Source organism: Cryobacterium fucosi (assembly GCF_004403515.1).
Lineage (GTDB): Bacteria > Actinomycetota > Actinomycetes > Actinomycetales > Microbacteriaceae > Cryobacterium > Cryobacterium fucosi.
Genome location: NZ_SOHH01000111.1, coordinates 1 through 17,144, shown reverse-complemented (window position 1 = coordinate 17,144; position 17,144 = coordinate 1). Strand labels below are relative to the sequence as shown.

20 protein-coding genes and 2 pseudogenes are annotated in these 17,144 nt (G+C 70.0%); 8 read left to right on the top strand and 14 right to left on the bottom strand.

The features are described from left to right. Both E3T48_RS16905 and E3T48_RS15455 read left to right on the top strand, forming a co-directional pair. Window positions 1–401, top strand: a pseudogene (locus E3T48_RS16905) (hypothetical protein); the annotation flags it as partial. Further along, window positions 332–889 carry a phytoene desaturase family protein gene (locus tag E3T48_RS15455; protein WP_166789771.1) on the top strand — a complete coding sequence of 186 codons (558 nt, stop codon included), beginning with the start codon at window positions 332–334 and terminating at the stop codon, window positions 887–889. The pseudogene E3T48_RS16905 and the gene E3T48_RS15455, both read left to right, overlap by 70 nt. Window positions 890–1,082: 193 nt before the next feature. Here E3T48_RS15455 and E3T48_RS15450 read toward each other — a convergent pair whose 3' ends face one another. The 3 genes from E3T48_RS15450 to E3T48_RS15440 form a co-directional block, all read right to left on the bottom strand. Then, window positions 1,083–1,511 carry an RNA-binding S4 domain-containing protein gene (locus E3T48_RS15450; RefSeq protein WP_134524917.1) on the bottom strand — a complete coding sequence of 143 codons (429 nt, stop codon included), beginning with the start codon at window positions 1,509–1,511 and terminating at the stop codon, window positions 1,083–1,085. 167 nt (window positions 1,512–1,678) lie between these two features. Beyond that, on the bottom strand, window positions 1,679–2,848 hold the full coding sequence (locus E3T48_RS15445) for an alpha/beta fold hydrolase (RefSeq protein WP_134524916.1): 1,170 nt from the start codon (window positions 2,846–2,848) through the stop codon (window positions 1,679–1,681). Beyond that, window positions 2,845–3,345, bottom strand: a complete 501-nt coding sequence (locus E3T48_RS15440) for a MarR family winged helix-turn-helix transcriptional regulator (RefSeq protein ID WP_198417686.1) — start codon at window positions 3,343–3,345, stop codon at window positions 2,845–2,847. Before E3T48_RS15440 ends, E3T48_RS15445 begins: the two co-directional genes overlap by 4 nt. A gap of 184 nt (window positions 3,346–3,529) precedes the next feature. Between E3T48_RS15440 and E3T48_RS15435 the strand changes: the two genes are divergently transcribed. Further along, window positions 3,530–4,429, top strand: coding sequence for an NAD-dependent epimerase/dehydratase family protein (locus E3T48_RS15435; protein WP_134524914.1), 900 nt, complete (start codon window positions 3,530–3,532; stop codon window positions 4,427–4,429). A gap of 63 nt (window positions 4,430–4,492) precedes the next feature. Here the strand turns inward: E3T48_RS15435 and E3T48_RS15430 are convergent, their stop codons facing one another. Genes E3T48_RS15430 through idi form a run of 7 tightly spaced genes read right to left on the bottom strand, consistent with a single transcriptional unit; the run spans window position 4,493 to window position 10,106 of the window. After that, window positions 4,493–5,395, bottom strand: coding sequence for a prenyltransferase (locus tag E3T48_RS15430; RefSeq protein WP_134524913.1), 903 nt, complete (start codon window positions 5,393–5,395; stop codon window positions 4,493–4,495). Further along, window positions 5,388–5,693 carry a lycopene cyclase domain-containing protein gene (locus E3T48_RS15425; protein ID WP_134524912.1) on the bottom strand — a complete coding sequence of 102 codons (306 nt, stop codon included), beginning with the start codon at window positions 5,691–5,693 and terminating at the stop codon, window positions 5,388–5,390. Before E3T48_RS15425 ends, E3T48_RS15430 begins: the two co-directional genes overlap by 8 nt. Further along, window positions 5,690–6,028 (bottom strand): lycopene cyclase domain-containing protein, encoded by a 339-nt coding sequence (locus tag E3T48_RS15420; RefSeq protein ID WP_134524911.1) that lies wholly within the window; start codon window positions 6,026–6,028, stop codon window positions 5,690–5,692. The genes E3T48_RS15425 and E3T48_RS15420 overlap by 4 nt, the downstream gene beginning before the upstream one ends. Further along, on the bottom strand, window positions 6,025–7,638 hold the full coding sequence (crtI, locus tag E3T48_RS16900; RefSeq protein WP_166789770.1) for a phytoene desaturase family protein: 1,614 nt from the start codon (window positions 7,636–7,638) through the stop codon (window positions 6,025–6,027). Before crtI ends, E3T48_RS15420 begins: the two co-directional genes overlap by 4 nt. Next, window positions 7,638–8,531, bottom strand: a complete 894-nt coding sequence (locus E3T48_RS16895) for a phytoene/squalene synthase family protein (RefSeq protein ID WP_166789769.1) — start codon at window positions 8,529–8,531, stop codon at window positions 7,638–7,640. Before E3T48_RS16895 ends, crtI begins: the two co-directional genes overlap by 1 nt. Then, window positions 8,528–9,574: a polyprenyl synthetase family protein gene (locus E3T48_RS15410; RefSeq protein ID WP_241986861.1), complete on the bottom strand. Its 1,047-nt coding sequence runs from the start codon at window positions 9,572–9,574 to the stop codon at window positions 8,528–8,530. Before E3T48_RS15410 ends, E3T48_RS16895 begins: the two co-directional genes overlap by 4 nt. Then, the gene (gene idi, locus E3T48_RS15405) at window positions 9,567–10,106 is read right to left on the bottom strand and encodes an isopentenyl-diphosphate Delta-isomerase (RefSeq protein ID WP_134524910.1); all 540 of its coding nucleotides are present in this window, start codon (window positions 10,104–10,106) and stop codon (window positions 9,567–9,569) included. Before idi ends, E3T48_RS15410 begins: the two co-directional genes overlap by 8 nt. An 82-nt stretch (window positions 10,107–10,188) precedes the next feature. Between idi and E3T48_RS15400 the strand changes: the two genes are divergently transcribed. Continuing rightward, window positions 10,189–10,710: a MarR family winged helix-turn-helix transcriptional regulator gene (locus E3T48_RS15400; protein WP_134524909.1), complete on the top strand. Its 522-nt coding sequence runs from the start codon at window positions 10,189–10,191 to the stop codon at window positions 10,708–10,710. A gap of 75 nt (window positions 10,711–10,785) precedes the next feature. Here E3T48_RS15400 and E3T48_RS15395 read toward each other — a convergent pair whose 3' ends face one another. Further along, the gene (locus E3T48_RS15395; protein WP_166789768.1) at window positions 10,786–11,361 is read right to left on the bottom strand and encodes a thermonuclease family protein; all 576 of its coding nucleotides are present in this window, start codon (window positions 11,359–11,361) and stop codon (window positions 10,786–10,788) included. A gap of 183 nt (window positions 11,362–11,544) precedes the next feature. Between E3T48_RS15395 and E3T48_RS15390 the strand changes: the two genes are divergently transcribed. Further along, window positions 11,545–12,102, top strand: coding sequence for a hypothetical protein (locus E3T48_RS15390; protein WP_134524907.1), 558 nt, complete (start codon window positions 11,545–11,547; stop codon window positions 12,100–12,102). Between the two features lie 156 nt (window positions 12,103–12,258). Next, entirely contained in the window at window positions 12,259–12,651 is a 393-nt protein-coding gene (locus tag E3T48_RS15385; RefSeq protein WP_338145249.1) for a methyltransferase, read from the top strand. 255 nt (window positions 12,652–12,906) lie between these two features. Here E3T48_RS15385 and E3T48_RS16890 read toward each other — a convergent pair whose 3' ends face one another. Then, window positions 12,907–13,080, bottom strand: a complete 174-nt coding sequence (locus E3T48_RS16890) for a hypothetical protein (RefSeq protein WP_166789767.1) — start codon at window positions 13,078–13,080, stop codon at window positions 12,907–12,909. A gap of 198 nt (window positions 13,081–13,278) precedes the next feature. On the opposite strand from E3T48_RS16890, the gene E3T48_RS15375 reads away from it, so the two are divergent. Further along, window positions 13,279–13,668, top strand: coding sequence for a dihydrofolate reductase family protein (locus E3T48_RS15375; RefSeq protein ID WP_420898389.1), 390 nt, complete (start codon window positions 13,279–13,281; stop codon window positions 13,666–13,668). Window positions 13,669–13,749: 81 nt separating this feature from the next. After that, the gene (locus tag E3T48_RS15370) at window positions 13,750–14,199 is read left to right on the top strand and encodes an NUDIX hydrolase (RefSeq protein WP_134524906.1); all 450 of its coding nucleotides are present in this window, start codon (window positions 13,750–13,752) and stop codon (window positions 14,197–14,199) included. Window positions 14,200–14,221: 22 nt separating this feature from the next. On the opposite strand, the gene E3T48_RS15365 is transcribed toward E3T48_RS15370, so the two are convergent. Together E3T48_RS15365 and E3T48_RS16885 are read right to left on the bottom strand one after the other, a co-directional pair. Beyond that, window positions 14,222–16,666 (bottom strand): ATP-dependent DNA ligase, encoded by a 2,445-nt coding sequence (locus E3T48_RS15365; RefSeq protein WP_134524905.1) that lies wholly within the window; start codon window positions 16,664–16,666, stop codon window positions 14,222–14,224. A gap of 270 nt (window positions 16,667–16,936) precedes the next feature. Further along, window positions 16,937–17,144, bottom strand: a pseudogene (locus E3T48_RS16885) (hypothetical protein); the annotation flags it as partial.

Here is a 17,144-nt window from a genome sequence, read left to right as displayed (position 1 = left end):
GGCGCCAGCCGTCGCCGGCCACCGCCGGGGCCGGCCTGCTGCTCGCCGCCTACGCCCACGGGGCCGGCTGGGGCTACCCGGTCGGCGGGTCGCAGGCCGTTGCCGACGCCATGGTCGCGGACATCATCGCGCACGGCGGCCGGTTCACCCTCGGCCGGGAGGTGCGGGTCCCCGGCGATCTCGAACCGGCCCGGGTGACCCTGCTCGACACCTCGCCCGCATTCCTCGACCGGTTCGCCGGGGATGCCCTTCCGGCCCGGTACGGCGGGCCCTGGCGCGGTACCGATACGGCAGCGGGGTCGCGAAGCTCGACGTCGCCCTGTCCGGCCCCGTGCCCTGGACGAATCCGGAACTGGCCCTCGCGCCGACGGTGCACCTCGGCGGCAGCCGGGCCGAGGTGATCACAGCGGAACGGGAGGTGGCGCTCGGGCGGGTGCCGGAGCATCCGTTCGTGCTGGTCAGCCAGCCGAGCGTGCTCGACTCGACCAGGGCGCCGAGCGGACGGCAGGTGCTCTGGGCCTACACCCACGTTCCGCCGGGGTCGGACGCCGACCAGTCGGAGGCCATCGTGCGTCGGATCGAGGGGTTCGCGCCCGGGTTCCGGGACAGCATCCTGGCCACCGCATCCTCCACCGCGAGGGGGATGAGTCAGATCGACCCGAACCTCGTCGGCGGGGACATCCTCGGCGGGCAGGTCACCCTGCGGCAGCTCGTCAAGCGGCCCGTCCTGTCCACCCGGCCGTGGAAGACCCCGGTGGCCGGCCTTTACCTCTGCTCGGCCTCGACGCCGCCGGGGCCGGCCGTGCACGGCATGAACGGATGGCACGCGGCCACCCTCGTTCTGCGCGAGGAGTTCGGCATCCGGGAGCCTCCGCCCCTGTTGCCCTGAGCCTCTCGGTGGTCGGGCCTCTCGGTGGTCGAGCCTGTCGAGACCCGGCCCTGTCGCCCTGAGCCTCTCGGTGGTCGAGCCTGTCGGTGGTCGAGCCTGTCGAGACCCGGCCCTGTCGCCCTGAGCCTCTCGGTGGTCGAGCCTGTCGAGACCCGCCCCTGTCGCCATGCACCTCCGGGCAGGGCGTCCGGGCTCAGTCGTCGTCGGGCAGCCAGGAGGCGTCGTCCGGCTCGCCCCGCTGGGTGGCGCGCAGCTTGTCGATGTCCCGCCGCTCCCGCTTCGTCGGCCGCCCGGCGCCGCGGTCGCGCATGGGCACCAGGGCAACCTCTTCCCGCGGCGGCGGCGGGGGAGTCTTGTCGACGAAGCACTCGACGGCCACCGCGGCACCCACCCGCTTGCTGACGATCCGGGAGACGATCAGGATGCGGTCGAAACCGTTGCTGCGCACCCGCACCTCGTCGCCGACCCTCACGGGTTGTGCCGACTTGGCGCGGTCGCCATTCACCCGCACGTGCCCGGCTCGGCACGCGGCCGTCGCGGACGAACGGGTCTTGAACATGCGCACCGCCCAGGTCCAGCTGTCGACGCGGGCGGCACCCTGAGCCGCGGTCGGGGATTCCATTCCTCGACTCTACGGCCACCGCTCGCCCAGGTCCGTCGCCGATGACGAGGTCCGTCGCCGGTCCGGTCCGCGGGGCCACCGCGATCCCCAGGGCCGGAGCAGGTTCCGGGCCCCGACCGAAAGTTTGACCAGCATCAGGGTGGCCCGCTCGAGCCGGATCAGGGCGGTCATCGCCGTGCCCAGCTCCGGCCGCGCAGGTCCAGGCCGCTCAGCCAGCTCGTCATCACCTGCAGTGAGAGCTCGGTGTTGCCGACGTGCACATGGTTGGCGGCTCCCTCGGCAGCGGTGAACAGCCGAGCGGTCACCGAACGCGCCGCGGTGAGCGAGTCCAGCTGCTCGGCAAGCTGGGAGCGCGGCACGTAGTGGTCGTCGGAGCCGGCCAGGAGCAGCACGTCCTGGGTGAGCGCGCCAGACACCGTGGCCGTTTCGTAGCGCGCCGTGCCACGAAGGAAGTCGTAGGCCGTCGTTGTGCCCGTCGTGTGCATACCCTGTCGGAGACCCCAGTCGGCGACCAGGCTGTGCCGCATCGCCGACGCCGTCATCCGATTGACGGCGCCTCGCGCCCGCAGGGTGAGCAACAGGGCGAGCGCCCGCCGGGTGGCCGGCCGCACCTGGCGGAGGGTCACCTCGGCGAAGTCGGTCAGGATATCGTCGCAGATCACCCGCCGGATCCGCGGCTCGACGGCGGCGGCGCGGATCGCGAGGCCGCCGCCGAGGGAGTAACCCATCACCGTGACGTCGGTGAGCTGATAGTGGTCGAGAACGGCGCCGACGACGGGACCCCAGTCCGGAGTCATCGGCAACCGCATTTCCTCGAGCACGGAGCCCTGCCCGGGACCCTCGAAGACAACCGTGTCGTAGCCGGCGGAGACGAAGTGGGCCTGGGCCGCGAACAGCTCCTCCAGATAGCTGTCAAATCCGCCGAACATCACGACGGTGCCCAGGGCGTCCGGTGGGGTGCTTCGGTGGGCGTACAGGTGGCCGCCTCGGTAGGGGACGAGGTCCCGGCCCGCCCCGTCCACCCCGAACACGGCCCGCATCCCGGCGATGAAGCGCTGCCGGGCGGTGTCCTTGCGCGGGTCGCCTGGCAGCATGTAGAACTCGGCCGAACGCTGATACAGGGCTCCGGCGAGCGTGCGGCCCGTGGCGGCGGCGGCATCCGACAGTGACAGGAGTTCCCTCGTGTAGTCGGGATAGCCATCGATGCGGCGTGCCGCCGCGGTGAGTTCCGCGACCGACGTGGGGCTGCCGTCGCTGAATCGATTGAGCTGATAGTTGATGCTGACATCCGGGTGGAAGGTGTGATATCCGGTAGTCGACGACGGTGCACTGGTCATTGACGCCGTCCCTGAGGCGCGGCGCCTTGGATTTCGGCCGGGCCGTCGCTGTGGCCGATGGCATGCGCGAGGCGGTTCTGCAGCGCGGCGCCCGCGAGGGAGCCGGAGCTGAGTCGCCGCAGGGTGTTGATGACAGGGCGCAGGTCCAGATCCGAAGTGGCGGTGTCCAGGTCGGCGTAGAGCCGGTTCTCGACCACTCGGACGGCGCCCTCCGCGGCGATCCCGGCTTCGGTGAGAGTGAGGACGACGTGGCGCCGGTCGGCGTCGTCGACGGCACGCTCGATCATGCCCGCTGTGACCAGGCGATCCACCAGTCTGCTCGGATTCGTCCCACTCTCGCTGACGAGCAGCCCGCCCAGCCCGCTCAGCGACAGCGGTGCGTGATCGCCGAGGATGCGCAAGACCTCCGACTGCGCCGGGGTCAGCCCGATCGCCCGCAGCTCACGGGTCAGGCGGCGGTAGCCTTCGCGCTGGGCTGCAAGCACGAGGTAACGCAAGAGTTCAGCCTGCCTCATCTGAGTGCCGTCTTGACCCGGTCCATTTGGTTCTCCAAACTGTGTGATACACCTTATGTGTCGTGTCATGTGTAGTCGATTTATCGACCAAAATCAAGTCATCTTGCGCTTCGACCGGGCGCGTTGCGCCTGAGGTGCTTGCACTCCGCTCCAGAAAGGACATGCCATGAAGGTTTTCGTCGCCGGAGGGACCGGCCAGGTCGGTCGCCGAGCCATGGTCGGGCTCCTCGCTGCCGGCCATCAGGTCAGCGCACTCGCCCGCACCGAGGAAAAGTCCGCGCTGCTGCGCCGCACCGGCGCGGTGCCCGTCCTCGTGAGCCTCTTCGACCCGGACGCGCTCGACCGGGCGGTCGCCGGACAGGACGCCGTCGTCAACCTCGCCACTCACATCCCCGTCGGCTCCGAGGCCATTCGGGCCCGGTCATGGCGCGAGGACGACCGGATCCGGACCGAGGGAAGCCGGAATCTCGTCGACGCCGCGCTGCGGCACCACGTTCAACGCTTCGTGCAGGAGGCCGTCACGTTCGTCTATCCGGACAGCGGCGACAGTTGGATCACCGAGCAGACCGTCCCTGAACCGAACGCCCGTTCCCAGGCCGCGACCATGGCGGCCACCGCGCAGGCAGCCCGATTCAGCACCCGGGGCGGTGCGGGTGTGCTGCTCCGTTTCGGACAGTTCTACGGCCCTGACCCGACCAGCCGGGACATCCGCACGCGCGCGCGGGCCGGCAAACCTGTTGTTCTGGGCAGGGCGGACGGCTGGCTGTCCCCGGTGCACCCCCACGACGCCGGACGCGCTGTGGTGGCCGCGCTGGAGTGCCCGGCGGGCATCTACAACGTGTGTGAGCCGCCGGTGCGCAGATCCGAATGGGCCTCCGCTATCGGGGCCGCCGTCGGTCGTGGACCGGCGACGTTCTACCCGGCCCTCATCCAAAAGCTCGCTGGACCCCGCGCAGAGCCGCTCCGCCGGTCGCTGCGCGTCGACAGCGGCGCATTCACGGCCGCGACTGGATGGAAGCCGGCGCACCGCAGCACGCACGGCGGTTGGGCCGAGGACGCCGAGTGAACGCCGGCCTGACCCGGCGCGTCGGCGTGCAGCCCGTGATCATCGCGGCGAATCCAGATGTGGCTACGCACTCCCCGCCAGCACCCAGCCGATGAGCAACATTGTCACGAGGAATCCGGTCAGGAAGTTGAGCCAGAGGAATCGCTTCCACCCGGCATTCGCGGTCTCCGACCGTTCGTCCGTGATCGACCGGAACGGCCAGGCCGCCAGGATGTAGGGCAGCGCGAGCACGACGGCGAGCATTCCCGGCCAGCCGGCGCCCAGCATGAGCAGCCCGGCAATAGCCCAGAGGGCGATCGCGAGCCGCACGGTGCCCGCGGCACCGAAGGCGGTGGCGATGGAGGCGATGCCACCCTCCCGGTCCGGCACGACATCCTGCACCGCCCCGAACGCGTGGCTGGCCATGCCCCAGCAGAAAAAGGCCACGAGCAGCGCCGTCAGGCCGGGTGTCCAGACCGTGCCGGCCACGGCAAGGCCGTACACGGCCGGGCTCACGAAGTGAGTGCTCGAGGTCATCGAATCGACGAACGGACGTTCCTTGAACCGGAGGCCGGGCACCGAATAGGCGACCACCGCGAACAGGCTGAGCGCCAGCACGAGCCACGACCACGGATGCTCCGCCCCCGCCAGCACGAGCATCGCGCCGAGCACGGGCAGCGCCGTCAGCACTCCGGCCGCGAGCACGGTGCGGTGCAGGCCGGGGTCGAGCATCGCCCCCTCCACGCCGCCCTTGCGTGGGTTGCGCAGGTCGGATTCGTAGTCGAAGACGTCGTTGATGCCGTACATCAGCAGGTTGTACGGGATCAGGAAGAACAGGGTGCCGACCACGAGGAGGGCGTCCACCCGCCCGGTCGTCACGACGTAGGCGGCCGCGAACGGGAACGCCGTGTTGATCCAGCTCAGCGGGCGGGAGGACAGCAACACCTGCCGGGTCTTCCACAGCGTCGATGTGGCCATCTCAGTCATCCGTTCTCCCCAGGAGCGCCCAGAGCGCCGGCAGCAGGAGCGCCGCGGCGACCGGGTAGGCGAAATCCTCGATCGGGGCAAGGCCGAGGCGGAGCCCGCTGATCCGGTCCGGATCGTAATCGACCAGTCCGATCCCGATCATAATGTTGTCGAAGACCGCTGTGAGCGCCAGCACGCCGAGGAGTGTGATTCCCAACGACGGCAGGATCCGGCGGTAAGCCGGGCGGATCCGGAAGGCGACGGCGGCGACCACGGCGGCGACGGACAGGAAAACGGCGTTCAGCAGCAGGTAGGTCACAGGTCCGGCCCTGCCGTGGCGGCGCGCGCGCCCAGGAGCAGCCGGGCGCCCTGCACGGCGTTCATCGTGAGGTAGCAGAGGAAGGCGAGGAAGAAGAACTCCTCCACCGGGAGTTCAGGGGCCAGCTGCAGGCCGGTCATCAGCGTCGTCTCCCCTCGGTAGAAGATGCCGAGGCCGATCCCGGCCAGGTCCCAGGCCAGGAACATCGCCAGCCCGACGCCGAGCACGATCGCGGCGCGCGCCGGCCCGCGCCAGAAGAACAGGCGGAAGCGCCGGTCGAGCAGCACCATCGCGCCGATCGAAAGCAGCAGGGTGATCAGGTAGGCGAACGTCACAGCGTTTGCGACCGCGTTTTCGGCTGCGCTTGCGCGCGCGGGCGGGGCAGCGGTTCCGGCAGCGGCCCGGTGCTCGTGTCCGCCCGAACCCGCTTGAGCAGGATCTCCGCGCTGATCAAGCACATCGGCAGGCCGATCCCGGGGATCGTCGTACCGCCGGCGTAGAACAGGCCGTCGATCTTCGAGGAGGCGTTCGACCCGCGCAGGAACGCGCTCTGGCGCAGGGTGTGCGCGGGCCCGAGCGCCCCGCCACGCCAGGAGTTGAGGTCCTCTGCGAAGTCGGCCGGGCCCACCGTGCGCCGCACCACGATCCGCTCGGCGAGGTCGGGGATCCCGGCCCAGTCCGAGAGCTGCGCAATCGTGTCGTCGGCGATCTTCTCGATCGCCGACGACCCGGCGCCGTCGATGCCGCCGCGTCCAAGGCCGGGGTCGGCGGGGATCGGCACCAGGAGGAACATGTTCGAGTATCCGTCCGGGGCCACGCCGGGGTCGGTCACACTCGGCAGGCAGGCGTAGAAGGAGGCCGGTGACGCGACGCTCGGCTTCTTGCCGAAGATCCGGCCGAAGTTCTCGGCCCAGTCCCTGGTGAAGAACAGGGTGTGGTGTTCGAGCTGGGGCAGTTCGCCCCGGATGCCGAGCATCACCAGCACGGCGCCGGGCCCGGACACCCGCTTCTGCCACCAGCGCTCGGGGTAGGTCTGTTTGCCCGCCGGCAGGAGCTCGGTCTCGGTGTGGTGCAGATCGGCGGCGGAAACCACCTGGTCGGCGTCCAGCTCGATGATGGTGCCGTCGCGGGTCTGGTAGCTGACCCCGGCCACGGCGCTCTTCCCACCCACCGTGGTTCGGATCCGGGTCACCCGCGCCCCGGTGATCACCTGCACACCCTCCGCCACGGCGAGGTCGGCGATGCTGTCGATCAGTCTGGTGAAGCCGCCCTGCGGGTAGAGCACCCCGTCGGCCAGGTCGAGGTGGCTCATCAGGTGGTACATCGACGGGGTCTGGTCGGGGGAAGAACCGAGGAACACGGCCGGGTAGCCGAGGATCTGTCTCAGCCTCGGGTCCTTCACGTAGCCCGCCGCGAACCTGTCGAGCGGCTGCAGGAGCAGCCGGGCCAGCCGGCCGAGCCGCGCCAGCACATCCGGCACCAGCAGGGGCCGGAACGACGCGAAGCTCGTGTAGAGGAAGCGTTTCACGGCCATCTCGTAGGTTTCCTTCGCCGAGACGAGGTATCGGTCCAGCGCCGCGCCCGCGCCGGGCTCCAGCCGTTCGAAGAGACGGATGTTGTCGGCCCGGTCGGCGGCGATGTCCACCGGCTGCGGGTGGTCCTCGAAGTAGACCCGGTAGCCGGGGTCGAGCCGGGTGAGGGCGAACTGCTCGGCCGTGCTCGTGCCGAAGAGGCGGAAGAAGTGGTCGAACACCTCGGGCATCAGGTACCAGGATGGCCCGGTCTCGAACCGGAAGCCGTCGACGTTCCACGAGCCGGCGCGGCCGCCGAGCTCGTCCTGCGCCTCGAGCAGGGTGACGTCGTGGCCGTTCCGGGCGAGCAAGGCGGCGCTGGCGAGCCCCGCGATGCCACCGCCGATGACGACGGTGTGCGGGGTGCCCGTCATCATCGTTTCCACGCCTGGGGGCCGAACGATGCGCCGAGGGCAATCATGATCTTCTCCGGATCCGGCACCCGCACTCGGGCGCTCATCAGTTCTCGTGCGGGGGTTGCCCGCAGCTTCGTGGACAGGCGGGCGAAGAGCCCGTGGGCCGCGGTGACCGCGCGCCGGCTTCCCCGTGGAAGCATCGGGAGCACCCGTTCGGCCGCGGCGAGGTCGGCGTCCATGTCGTCGAGGAGGACATCCTTCTCCTCGTCCGTCATCGTGAGCATGCTCACGCCGGGAAAGTAGTTGCGCCCGAGCGCGTCGCGGTCGGCGGCCAGGTCCCTGAGGAAGTTCACCTTCTGGAACGCGGCGCCGAGGCTGCGGGCGCCGGTCTCCAGCACGGCGAGGTCGGCCTTCGTGCGCGGGGTGTCCTGGATGAAGCAGCGCAGGCACATCAGCCCGATCACCTCGGCCGAACCGTAGATGTACTCGGCCACGCCTGCCGCATCGAACGGGGCCGGGTCGAGGTCCCGGCGCATCGAGGCGAAGAACGGCGCGATCAGTCCGACGTCGATCCCCGCCTCCCGGGCGGTGGCGGCGAACGCGTGCACGACCAGGTTCGTGCTGAAGCCGTGGACGATGGCCTCGGTCGCCTCCCGTTCCAGGCCGTCGAGCAGCATCCGCTGTTCGCCGAGGCTCAGCCCGGCCTGGCCGGCCGCGCCGTCGACGATCTCGTCGGCGATCCGTACCAGGGCGTAGATGGTCCTGACCTGGCTGCGCACGCGGGGTTCCAACAATCGGGCGGCCAGGCCGAAGGACGTTGAGTAGTGGCCGATCACCGTCGCGGAGCTGGCACGCGCCGCCCGGTTGTAGGTGCCGATCTCGGTCTTCGCCGCGGGGGTACGGCGGGTCATCGCGTGCGATTCACGGCGGTGCCGGCCAGCGTCGTGAGGTGGCTGCGCAACTGCTCAGGGATGACCGGCGTGTCGAGGGCCGCGACGGCTCGCCCGGCATGGCTCCGGGCCAGATCGTCCGCGGCGTCGAGGGCGCCACAGTCCCGCAGTCGCTCCTTCACCTCGGCTCCCTCCTCCTCGGAGAGGTCGGCCTTGCCGATGAACGGAGCAATGCCGGGCCAGGCCGTCGTCGTGCCGGCGTACGCGATCAGTGCGGTCTGCTTTCCCTCGCGCAGGTCGGAGACCACGCTCTTGCCTGTCTTCGCCGGGTCGCCGAACACGCCGAGGATGTCGTCGGTCAGCTGGAACGCCACCCCGATCAACCGGCCGAAATGCCCGAGGACGTTGATGGCCTCCATCGAGGCGCCGGCCAGCACCGCCCCGGCCTGCAGTGGGGCCTCGAACGAGTACACGGCCGTCTTCTGCTCGAGGGTGAAAACCACCTGTTCGACCGAGAGCGGTTCCTTCGACGCGGTGTTGGTCACATCGGCCAGCTCGCCGGCGGCGCTGACGAACACGGCGCGATCGAGCAGTTCGAGCAGCCGGCCACGGAGTTCCCGGTCCACCGGGAGCATGGCCAGGGCGCGATGGGCCTCGCTGAGAGCGAGGTCGCCGGCGAGGATGGCGGCGGTGGCCGCCCACGTGTCCGCCTGGGCGCCGGCGGCCCCGTGGGCGATCGCTCGCTCGGTGAACCGGCCGGCGACGTTGGCCACGCCGCGGCGGGCCAGGTCGCGGTCGATCACGTCGTCGTGGATGACGAAGGCGGTGTGCAGCAGCTCGAAGCTCACGGCCACCGGTGTGGCGAGGCTGAGGTCGGTGCCGCCGAGCCCGGTGAACGCGGCAAGGACCAGCGCGGGGCGTACGCGCTTCCCGCCGGTGCTTGCCTGCTCGAGGCAATCCCAGAGGGCGACGTAGTGCTCGCCGTAGTCGCTCGCGCGTAGCCGGGCCGCGGCGAAGAAGCGTTCCAGTTCCGTGCCGACCCCGAGCGTCGCGATTTCAGGCACCAAAGTCGGTCCACTCCTTGAGTTGAAGTCCCAGCCAGGGGCTGAAGGCCCACGGCAGGTCCAGGACGGAGCGGCGGAGTGTGGCGGGGTCGACCCAGGCGAACTCCACGACCTCGTCGGCGTTCGGAACGGGTTCCCTGCTCGAGCTCGCGAGGTATACCGGGCAGATCTCGTTTTCGACGATTCCGCTGCTGTCGACGGCGCGGTAGCGGAACTCGGGGAGGGTCACCGTGACGTCGTCGAGTTCGAGGCCGAGCTCGAACTGTGCGCGGCGGTCGATGGCGTCCGGAATGGATTCGCCGGGGAGCGGGTGACCGCAGAACGAGTTGGTCCACACCCCGGGCCAGGTCTTCTTGGCCAGTGACCGGCGGGTGATGAGGACCTGTCCCCGCGGATTCAACACGTAGCAGGAGAAGGCGAGGTGGAGCGGGGTGTCGGCGTCGTGCATGGTGCTCTTCGGGGCGGTCCCGATGGGCGAGCCGGACTCATCGACGAGCACCACGTATTCCGCGAGCAGTTCGATCTGCGCCATGACCGCCCTTTCTGTCCTTGGATCAACGATACTAGGAAAAGTATCTAACTAGGTTAGCTAGTTGTGAGGCTAGCATGGTGGAATGTCATCACCAGCCGCAGCCTCGCCACCACCGGGCTCCTATTGGAACGGCATGGACGGTGAGGGCCCTGACAGCGCCACCGCCGTGCTGAAGGCGGTTCGCGACTTCCGGAGGGTCGATGTGGCCATGCGCCGTCGCACCCAGGCCGCGCTCGAGGTCAACGAGACGGACCTGCTCGCCATCCGCCACCTGATCAGGGCCGAGCGTGCGGGGGAATCGATCGGCCCGACCGAGCTGAGCGCCCGTCTCGGGATCACCTCGGCCGCCACAGCAAAACTCTTGTCCAGACTGGCAAGCACCGGCCACATCAGCCGTGAACCCCACGCCGTCGATCGAAGAGCCCAGGTCGTGCACGCGACACCGCGAGCCCACCGGGAGGTGAAGCGGGCGCTGGGCGGGGTGCACCAGCGGATGATCGACGTCGCCGACGAACTGAGCGTCGCCGATCGGCGGGCCGTCATCCGTTTCCTGCGGAACATGGGGGCGGCGATGACGGAGGACGAGCCCCCGTCGACATCCTGATCAGCGGCGCGGCCACCAGGCGGCCCCGGAGGCCAGGGTCGCGTCCCGCCGGCGTCAATGCGTTCGCCTGATGGCTCAGCAGACGCCCCACATGCCGGTTCCTGCCGCCGTCGCGGCGTCCTCGACGGACCGCAGCAGCGGATAGTAGGCGTCGTTCGGGGGGATGACCAGGGACTCGGCGGCTCCGCCCGAGACGAGCTCGTAGTTGACGAACCGCCCGTCGTCGGTCCAGAGGTAGAACAGGCTGCGATCGAACCTGTCGGTCGGCTCCCGGTCAGCGGAGACCCACACCGTGCTTCCGTCGGGAACCAGGGCGCGCAACGCCAGGGTGGCCTCGTCGCCGAAGCACTCGGCGGCGTCGCCGATCTCCGGGGTGTCGATCCCGATCAGGCGCACCTTGACGGCATCCGTCGACGGCACCAGGGCGTTGGGCTGGTCCGTGCGGAGGAAGAGCGTGTCCCCGTCGTGCACGTGCTCGACGGTCATCGCCACAGCATCGGCCGGTCGCGTCGGGATCCGGCCCGTCGCGCCAGTGCTGATGGCGTCCACCGGTGAGCCCAGCGGACCGCCCGGCTGGAACGCCAGCACCCCGAGCGCCCCGACCACGACGAGCGCCACCAGCAGACCGGAGCCGCGAATCGACCTGTTCATGTCTCGAGAATAGAGCAGTCGTTGTTCCGCTGCCGGCCGGCTCCCGGTGAGTGGTGTCCCCATTCATGCCGACTGTGGTCTTGCGGGGTCACTGCTAACTTGAGGCCAGACGATCTCGGTCGTCCGGCAGACGATCCTGCATGAACGGGATGGAGGAGCTGCGCCAGCAAGGGGGATCCAGCCATGCGCCTCACCTGCCCTTATTGCCATTCGAACGCGACCCTCGCCCCGAATCCCGCCTATGAGCGCCGTGCCGCCGTGCCCCTCTACGTCCTGGACTGCACAGGCTGCTCCCAGACGACGGTGCGCCACGAAAACCAGGAGCACCTGGTCGCTGCCCTCGTCGGCAAGCGACATGGCAACGGCAGCCACGAGCTCACGGTCTCCGCGGACGCGATCGGCCACACCAGCTTCCACACCGACCCGACGGGACGCACCACCCCGAGCATTGGGTACTCGGAACTGTTGGAGTACGTCACCTGCCGGATCAGCGCCGCCGACACGTTCAGCCTGATGCTCCACACCGTCGAAATGGGCACCCGGTACCTCTCGCCGGAGGGAGGCGTCCCGTATCAGGCCGTGCGCGGCTGGGTCGTCACGAACGGGGAGATCCACGCCCTGTCCGGGCAGGAAGTTTGGGAAGCATCCTGCCGGGGCTCCGAATCCGGCCTGCCGCTCGACCCGGAGGCCGGCATCCATTACGTCGACGCGGACGACATTCCCCGACCGTACCCGTGGTGACGCGAGTACCGGCACCCTGATCTGGCAGTCTGGTCCCGTGGCGTCGCCAGGCTCCTCTTACCCCTTCATCGTCGCCCGGCTGCGGGCGGCCGGTTGTGTTCGCCAAAGGCGAGGCCAGCCTGATCCAGGCCGCGACCCGCACGACGGGCGGGCGCGATGGTCGAGCGCCGGGCCGCCGGTGAACCCCTGGAGTACATCCTGGGCTGGGCCGAGTTCTGCGGCCTCCACATCGCGGTCGACCCCGGCGTGTTCGTGCCGCGCCGCCGCTCCGGCCTTCTGGTGCGAGAGGGCGTCCTGCGCTGCCGACCCGGATCCGTCGTCGTGGACCTGTGTTGCGGCTCGGGCGCGGTGGGGATGGCCGTGGCCGCCGCCTGCCCGGAGGCCGTGCTGTACGCGGCCGACATCGATCCGGCCGTCGTCCGCTGCGCCCGGTGCAACCTCGGCGCCGACGGGCTCGAGGTGCAGCGCCGGGTGGCCGACGGCGCGCCGGACTGGCTGGCGGCCGGGGGCGGTTGCTCATCGAGACGAGTCGCGCGCAGGCCACGCTGACCGCAGCCGTCCTCGACCGGGCCGGGTTCGTTCCTCGGGTCGTGACCTCGACGGCGCTCGACGCCACCATCGTCATCGGAACTGGCCGGTGATCCGCCGACGTGTGTGCCCGAGTCGAGCACCAGGACGCCGCGTGATGGGACTCACGGCGTCGCCGCCCAGGCCTGACTCAAGCGATCCGTGTCGATCGAACCCTGGACCACTCGCCTGAGTGGTGTCAGTATCGTTCGAGCGGAAGGATGTCCGATGCAGTGCTCACTCCTTGTCATCAGCCAGGAAGCCGGCGATGCCGAGATCAGCGCAGCCTTGGTCCTCGAGGTGCCCGACCTCGATGTCGCCATCGACTGGGCCAGACAGTGTCCGGGCGCGCTCTACGGCTCCGTCGAAATCCGCCCGTCGGCGATCATCTTCCGTGACGGCGAATGGCACAGCCAACCCCTACGGCCGGGGCGCCGGCCCGGCTCGAACTTCTCTTCGTCTGCGCGCACCCCGCGATCGACTGGCAGGACACGTCGTCCCCTGATTCATTGCCCGCCGGGTCCTCGCCCCGTGACTCGCTGGAGGAGGCCGGCCGGGAACAGGAGGCGAGTCACGTGACCACACTGCTGCGGGGATCACGATGGCCGGATTGATTTACACCGGCAGCACCTCGCTCGACGGGTATGTGGCCGACGAACACGGCAACTTCGACTGGAGCGTGCCCGGCGCGGAGGTGCATGCCTTCGTCAACGAGCTCGAGCGTGGCATCGGCACCCACCTGTTCGGGCGTCGGATGTACGAGGTGATGGCGGCCTGGGACACCGAGACCTGTCCGCGGGAGGCCCCGGGCTCGCGAAACACGCGATCGAGGCAGGCCTGGTCGACGAGTACCACCTGTTCGTGTTACCCGTTGTGCTGGGCGGCGGCACCCGGTTCCTCCCGGCGGGCGTGCGGCTGCGGCTGGAACTGGTTGCCGAACGCCGCTTCGTCAACGGAGTGGTCCACCTGCGCTACCGCGGCCTGCCGGGCGGCGAGTGACCGGGCCTCAGCAATCGGGACGGGTCTGTGACGAAAGACGGCACTGTGCCGATTAACGGCTCGATGACGCATGCTGGGGAGATGAGCGGTAACGGCGACACCTGGGTCTACGGCCCCGACGGCCGGAAGTTCTGGGGGCGTTTCGGCGCGGCCGGCCTTCTCGTGCACCACCTTGAGCTGGGTGTGCTGCTGCAGCACCGCGCGGTCTGGAGCCACCAGGGCGACACCTGGGGGTTGCCCGGGGGAGCGCGGCACGAGCACGAGACCGCACTGGAAGCCGCCCTGCGCGAGGCGGGCGAGGAGGCCGGGGTGCCGGCCGACCTGATCAGCGTGCAATTCAGCTCGGTGCTCGACCTCGGGTTCTGGTCGTACACCACCGTTGTCGTGCGCGCGACCCGGCCCTTCGAACCGGTGATCAGCGACCGGGAGAGCATCGAACTCCGCTGGGTGCCGACCGACGAGGTCGGCGCGCTCCCGCTGCATCCGGGATTTGCCGCGGCCTGGCCGGGACTGCTCCTGCGACTCGGCTAGCGCCCGACAACGGCTACCGTGGCTACCCGGGCGCCTCCCTGGCCACGTCGGCTGGCGACTTGTCCGGGCGCCAGCCCCGCCAGACGGGGTGCCGAAGCCGCCCGGTCTCCGTCCACTCCGCGAATTCCACCTCGCCGACGAGGATCGGCTGCACCCAGTGCGCGTCACCGGCGTCGGTCGCGGGAACCTCGGCGAACGGGCTTGCCGTCGCGCCGATCGGTCGGAGCCGGTCCAGGATCTCGTCCAGGTCGCGATCCCGGAACCCCGTCCCGACCCGGCCACTGTAGGCGAGCGTGCCTCCGTCCGGAATGCCGACCAGCAGCGATCCGACCGAGCCTGAACGGTGGCCCGTGCCCGGGCGCCACCCGCCGACCACGACCTCCTGGGTGGAATGGTGCTTGATCTTGATCCATGACCGGGATCTGCGGCCCGGTTCGTATCGGCCGTCGAGTCGCTTGGCGACGATGCCCTCGAGGCCGAGCTCCCGGCTCGCCCGGATGGCCGTCGCCGCGCCGCCGTCGAACGCCGGCGGCACCTGGACCGGGCCGTCGCCGTTCACCACCTGGCCGAGGATGTCGCGCCGCGCCGCATACGACAGCCCGGTGAGGTCCTGCCCGTCCGCCTCGAGCAAGTCGAAGACGAGGTAGCTCACCGGTGTGGTGCCGGTCCGGTTCTGCAACAGGCCGAAACTCGGCCGCCCGGCGGCGTCGAGGGCGACGATCTCGCCGTCGAGCACGACCGAATCGGCCGTGACGGCGGCCGGCAAGGCACGCGCCAGGTCGGGGTAGGCATCCGTGACGTCATTGCCGTTCCGGGTGACCAGTCGAACCGTCGACACGGCCCCGGCCGTCGCCAGGGAGGCGAGCGCGCGGATCCCGTCCCACTTCATCTCGCAGGCCCAGTCTGCGCCTGCCTCCCCGACCAGGTCTGCCAGGGAGCCGAGCGTAGCGAGCATGGGGGAGTGGCGGGTGCGCGGGGCCGCGGACAGGGGCGCGGCCTGGCGCGCCCCTGTCCGGCCGGCCGGCGTGGTCGTCTTCATCAGGTGGATCAGCCAGTTATTCTCGGCCCGGTCCGGGCCATTCGTGTGGATCAGGGCGAACCGTCGGGACACGCCGAGGCCGCCGCCCGGTTCGCCGTGCAGGGTGGCGATGACCTCGTCGTCGCGCCACTTCTCGAGGTCGTAACGACCGGTGTCCCAGATCCTGACCGTGCCCGCCCCGTATTCCCCGGCCGGGATGTCACCCTCGAAGGTGCCGTACTCGAGCGGGTGGTCCTCGGTGCGCACGGCGAGGTGGTTCTTCGTCGGCTCGGTCGGCACCCCCCGCGGCAGCGCCCAGGAGGCCAGCAGCCCGTCGTGCTCGAGCCGCAGGTCGAAGTGCAGGTTGCGGGCGTGGTGCTCCTGGATCACGAAGGAGCGGCCCTCCGGCGATCCGGTGACCTCGTCCGGCACCGGTTCGGGCGTGCGGGCGCTGTTCCGTTTGCTGCGGTATTCGGCCAGGCGATCGTTGGCCCCTGAGCCCGGGCCCGCCGCGCCGCCGAAACCGGCCAGGAGACCGGGGTGGGCGGTGAGCAGGCCGGATAGCGCGTCGCCGTTGCGCTCCACCCGGTGCATCGCCTGGCGGTAGTCGACCTGGGCCAGTCCGGGGGAGGCCAGCTCGCGCCAGGTGCGGGGCATCGCGACCATCGGGCGCGGGGTGCCCCGCAACGAGTACGGCGCGATCGTGGTCTTGGCTGCGTTGTTCTGGCTCCAGTCCACGAACACCCGGCCGGGGCGTTTGGCCTTCTTCATGTCGCTGACCACGAGGTCCGGATGATCGGCCTCCAGCGCCCGCGCCAGCTCGTGCGCGACCGCGGACACCTGGTCGGAAGTGTGGCTGAGATCCAATGCGGCGTACAGGTGGATGCCCTTGCTTCCGCTGGTCACCGGGAACGGGTCCAGGTCCATGTCGCGGAGGATGGCCCTGGCCAGCCTCGCGACGTGGGCGCACTCGGCGAGGGTGACTCCCTCGCCGGGGTCGAGGTCGAGCACGAGCCGGTCCGGGTTGCGGGGATGCCCGTCCCGGCCGAACTGCCACTGCGGGACATGGATCTCGAGCGCCGCGACCTGGCCGAGCCAGGTCAGCGTGGCCAGGTCGTTGACCAGCGGATACATGTTGACGTGGTCGGAGTGCTCGATCGACCGGCGGGCCACCCAGTCCGGGGTCGACGTGTCGAGGTTCTTCTGGAAGAACATTTGGCCGGGCTCCGCGGCGGTTCCGACGCCGCGCACCCACCGTTTCCGCGTTGCCGGCCGGTTGGCGGCGTGGGAGATCAGCACGTCGGCGACGGCCGCATAGTAGGAGAGCACGTCCGCCTTGGTGGTGCCGGTCTCCGGGTAGAGCACCTTGTCGAGGCTGGTGAGCGTGATCCGGCGGCCACCGACCGTGACGACCTGGCCGACGGCCGAGCGGTCCGGTCCCTCGTTCATGGCACCAGCATGCACTGGCGCCTCGCCCGCGGCTAGTGTTCCCAGGCCGAGCCGGCCCGCCCCCGAGTCGAGCCAGCCCCGGTGGTCGAGCTTGTCAGACCCTGCCCGGTGGTCGAGCTCGTCGTGACCCTGCCGCCCGCGGTGGTCGAGCCGCCCCGGTCGGTGGTCGAGCCGCCCCCGGTGGTCGAGCTCGTCGAGACCCTGTNAGCCGCCCCCGGTGGTCGAGCTCGTCGAGACCCTGTCCGGTGGTCGAGCTCGTCGAGACCGGGACTACTCGGTCTGCTCGTCGCCGACGTGCTCGTCTGCTCGTTTCGGCCGGTGGGTTTTGCTGTGCAGTGGGATGGGGGTCTGTTCGGGGTCGTTCGAGGCGGGTGGTTTCAGCCAGTAGTTGTCGTCGTGGCGGGTGATGGTCCAGCCCATGTTGTGGAGTAGTAGGTGGTGGGGGTGGCAGAGGCAGATTCCGTCGGCGAGGTCGGTG